Genomic DNA, 3,782 nt, shown 5'->3' with positions numbered 1-3,782 from the left:
ATCGAGCTGTTCACCGCCCTGCTGCTGTCCCTGCCCGGCTCGCCGATCCTCTACTACGGCGACGAGATCGGCATGGGTGACAACATCTGGCTCGGCGACCGCGACGCCGTGCGCACCCCCATGCAGTGGACACCCGACCGCAACGCCGGCTTCTCGTCCTGCGACCCGGGGCGCCTCTTCCTGCCCACCATCATGGACCCGGTCTACGGCTACCAGGTCACCAACGTCGAGGCGTCGATGTCGTCGCCCTCGTCGCTGCTGCACTGGACCCGTCGCATGATCGAGATCCGCAAGCAGAACCTTGCCTTCGGACTGGGGTCCTACACCGAACTGCCGTCCTCCAACCCGGCGGTGCTCGCCTTCCTGCGCGAGTACGAGGACGACCTGGTGCTGTGCGTCCACAACTTCTCCCGCTTCGCGCAGCCCACGGAGCTGGACCTCAGCAGGTTCGGCGGACGGCACCCCGTCGAGCTGTTCGGCGGGGTCCGGTTCCCGGCGATCGGCGAGCTGCCGTACCTGCTCACCCTCGCGGGGCACGGCTTCTACTGGTTCCGGTTGCGCCGGGAACCCGTGTAGCGGGCCCGGGTGGGGCGTTGGGGCGTTTCCCCCGCCCCACCCGGGGCACGCAGTAGTAACACCCCGACGACCCCCGGGGAAAGGACGTGACGCCCATGGCGGATACGGTCACCTCTTCCGGCACCACCGCCTCCCTCCTCACCTCTCTCGAACCCTTGTTGCGCTCCTGGCTGCCACGGCAGCGCTGGTTCGCGGGCAAGGGCCGTCCGGTCACCGGCTTCACCCCGGTGTCCGTCACCGAACTGCTGCCCCCCGACGGGCGGCTGGGCCTGTACCACCTGCTGCTGCGCGTCCACCAGCCGGACGCACCCGGCGCCCCGCCGCACCCGGGCGACTGCTACCAGCTCCTCATAGGCGTGCGCGAGGCGCTGCCGCCCCGGCTGGCGCCCGCGCTCATCGGACATGTGACGGAGGGCCCGCTCGCCGGACGCACGGTGTACGAGGCCCTGCACGACACCCGGCCCGCCGAGGTGCTGCTGGAGGCCCTGCGCACCCGGGCCCGCATCGGCGCGCTGCGCTTCGAGCGGGAGTCCGGGCAGGAGATCCGGGCGGGCCTGGTGGCCCGGCTGATGACCGCCGAGCAGTCCAACTCGTCGGTGGTCTACGGAGATACGTTCATCCTCAAGCTGCTGCGCCGGGTGGTGCCCGGCGTCAACCCCGACCTGGAGCTACCGCTGGCCCTGGCCCGCGAGGGCTGCGCCCGGGTACCCGCGCCGACGGCCTGGCTGCACGCCGACGTGGATGCGCAGCCGTACGTACTGGCCGTCCTCCAGCCGTTCGTGAGCGGGGCCGCCGACGGCTGGGAGCTGGCGCTGCGCGAGCTGGCCAAGGGCGAGGACTTCGTCGCCGAGGCCCGCGCGCTGGGCCGGGCCACCGCCGAGGTGCACACCGCGCTGGCCCGTGCCCTGCCGACGGTCACCCTCGGACCCGCCCAGCTGCGGCTGCTGGTCGACGGCATGACCGAGCGGCTGGCGGCGGCCGTACAGGCGGTGCCGGCCCTGCGGCCGTACGAGCCCGGACTGCGCTCGGCGTACGCGGCGCTGGCCGACCTGGCCGCCGAGGGCCACACCTGGACCGCCCAGCGGGTCCACGGCGACCTGCACCTGGGGCAGTGCCTGCGCTCGCCGTCCGGGGACTGGTCGCTGATCGACTTCGAGGGCGAGCCGGCCCGCCCGCTGGCGGAGCGGCGCATGCCGCAGCCGCCGGTGCGGGACATCGCGGGCATGCTCCGCTCCTTCGACTACGCGGCCCACTCGGTGACCCCGCCCGCCCCGGACTGGGCGCACGCCTGCCGGGCCGCCTACTGCTCCGGTTACGCGGAGGTCGCCGGCCGCGATCCGCGCACCGACCCGGTGCTGCTGCGGGCCCACGAGACCGACAAGGCGGTCTACGAGGTCGTCTACGAGGCCCGGCACCGCCCCGACTGGCTGGCCGTGCCGCTGACCGCGGTGCGCCGCCTCGCCCTGCCCGACCAGGAGGCTCGTCCGTGACCCCGAAGGCCAACAAGCCGTCCCCGGCCCAGAAGGAGGCCGCGGCCAGGAAGGAAGCCGCGGCCAGGAAGAAGGCCGCCGCCCGGAGGGCACCGGCCCAGGAGGTCCCCGCACAGGCGCCGGCGCCCGCCGCGGACGCCCCGCCGCAGGTGCCGGCACCCGCCGTGCCGGTCCCCGCGCAGGCACCGGCGCCCGCCGCGGAGATCGCGGTGTCCCCGGCCGTCGACGCCGGCGACCGCGCGCGGCTGCTGGACGGCACCCACCACGATCCGCACACCGTCCTCGGCGCCCACCAGGTGCCGGGCGGGGTCGCCTTCCGTGCGTTCCGCCCGTACGCGCAGGCGGTCACCGTGGTCGCGGACGGGCTGCGGGCCGAACTGCACGACGACGGCGACGGCTTCTTCTCCGGTCTGCTCCCGCTCGCCGAGGTCCCCGTGTACCGGCTGCTGGTCACCTACGACGGCACGGCGCACGAGACGGAGGACGCCTACCGCTTCCTGCCCACGCTCGGCGAGCTGGACCTGCACCTGATCGGGGAGGGCCGGCACGAGCAGCTGTGGCAGGCGCTCGGCGCGCACGTCACCACGCACCAGGGCGTCACCGGGACGCGGTTCGCGGTGTGGGCCCCGAACGCGCGGGGCGTACGGGTCACGGGCGGCTTCAACTTCTGGGACGGCACCGGTTTCCCGATGCGCTCGCTCGGCGGCACCGGGGTCTGGGAGCTGTTCGTGCCGGGGATCGGCGAGGGCGAGCTGTACAAGTTCGAGATCACCCGCCCGGACGGTTCGCGCACCCTGCGCGCCGACCCGCTGGCCCGCCGTACCGAGGTGCCGCCCGCCACCTCCTCGATCGTGTGCGCCTCGCACCACGAGTGGGAAGACGCCGAGTGGCTGGCGCGCCGGGCGGACACCCCGGTCCACGAGGCGCCCTTCTCCGTCTACGAGGTCCACCTGCCCTCCTGGCGGCCCGGCCTGACATACCGTGAGCTGGCCGAGGAGCTGCCGGCGTACGTGAGCGAGCTGGGCTTCACGCACGTGGAACTGATGCCGGTCGCCGAGCACCCCTTCGGCGGCTCCTGGGGCTACCAGGTCACCGGGTTCTACGCGCCGACGGCCCGGCTGGGCACCCCGGACGACTTCAAGTACCTGGTGGACCGGCTGCACCAGGCCGGCATCGGGGTGCTGATGGACTGGGTGCCGGCGCACTTCCCGCGCGACGACTGGGCGCTCGCCGAGTTCGACGGGCGTCCGCTGTACGAGCACCACGACCCGCGGCGGGCCGCCCACCCCGACTGGGGCACGCTGGAGTTCGACTTCGGGCGGCGCGAGGTGCGCAACTTCCTGGTGGCGAACGCCGTGTACTGGTGCGAGGAGTTCCACATCGACGGGCTGCGCGTCGACGCGGTCGCCTCGATGCTGTACCTGGACTACTCGCGCGAGCCGGGCCAGTGGGTGCCGAACGAGCACGGCGGCCGGGAGAACCTGGACGCGGTGGCCTTCCTGCAGGAGATGAACGCCACCGTGTACCGGCGCTGCCCGGGCGTGGTGACCGTCGCCGAGGAGTCCACGGCCTGGGACGGTGTCACCCGGCCCACCCATCACAGGGGTCCCAGCGGTTTCGGCGGGCTCGGCTTCGGCCTGAAGTGGAACATGGGCTGGATGCACGACTCGCTGCAGTACATGAGCCACGAGCCGGTGCACCGCGCCTACCACCACC

General features: G+C 73.4%; 3 protein-coding genes. All 3 read left to right on the top strand.

Annotation, left to right across the window (positions count from 1 at the left end):
- The coding region (locus IE312_RS35450; protein WP_189986409.1) for an alpha-glucosidase C-terminal domain-containing protein at window positions 1-576 on the top strand (576 nt) is incomplete at its 5' end.
- A gap of 95 nt (window positions 577-671) precedes the next feature.
- On the top strand, window positions 672-2,066 hold the full coding sequence (locus IE312_RS35445; protein ID WP_189986408.1) for a maltokinase N-terminal cap-like domain-containing protein: 1,395 nt from the start codon (window positions 672-674) through the stop codon (window positions 2,064-2,066).
- Window positions 2,063-3,782: 1,4-alpha-glucan branching enzyme (gene glgB, locus IE312_RS35440; protein WP_229900832.1), on the top strand; the 1,720-nt coding region annotated here is incomplete at its 3' end. The genes IE312_RS35445 and glgB, both read left to right, overlap by 4 nt.

This window comes from Streptomyces capoamus (genome assembly GCF_014654935.1).
In the GTDB taxonomy this organism is placed as follows: domain Bacteria; phylum Actinomycetota; class Actinomycetes; order Streptomycetales; family Streptomycetaceae; genus Streptomyces; species Streptomyces capoamus.
This window is presented reverse-complemented; position numbering and strand designations above follow the sequence as displayed.

What these genes read in the sequence shown, in the direction of transcription:
- IE312_RS35445 (WP_189986408.1), top strand. Translation starts at nt 672, where the DNA reads ATGGCGGATACGGTCACCTCTTCCGGCACCACCGCCTCCCTCCTCACC.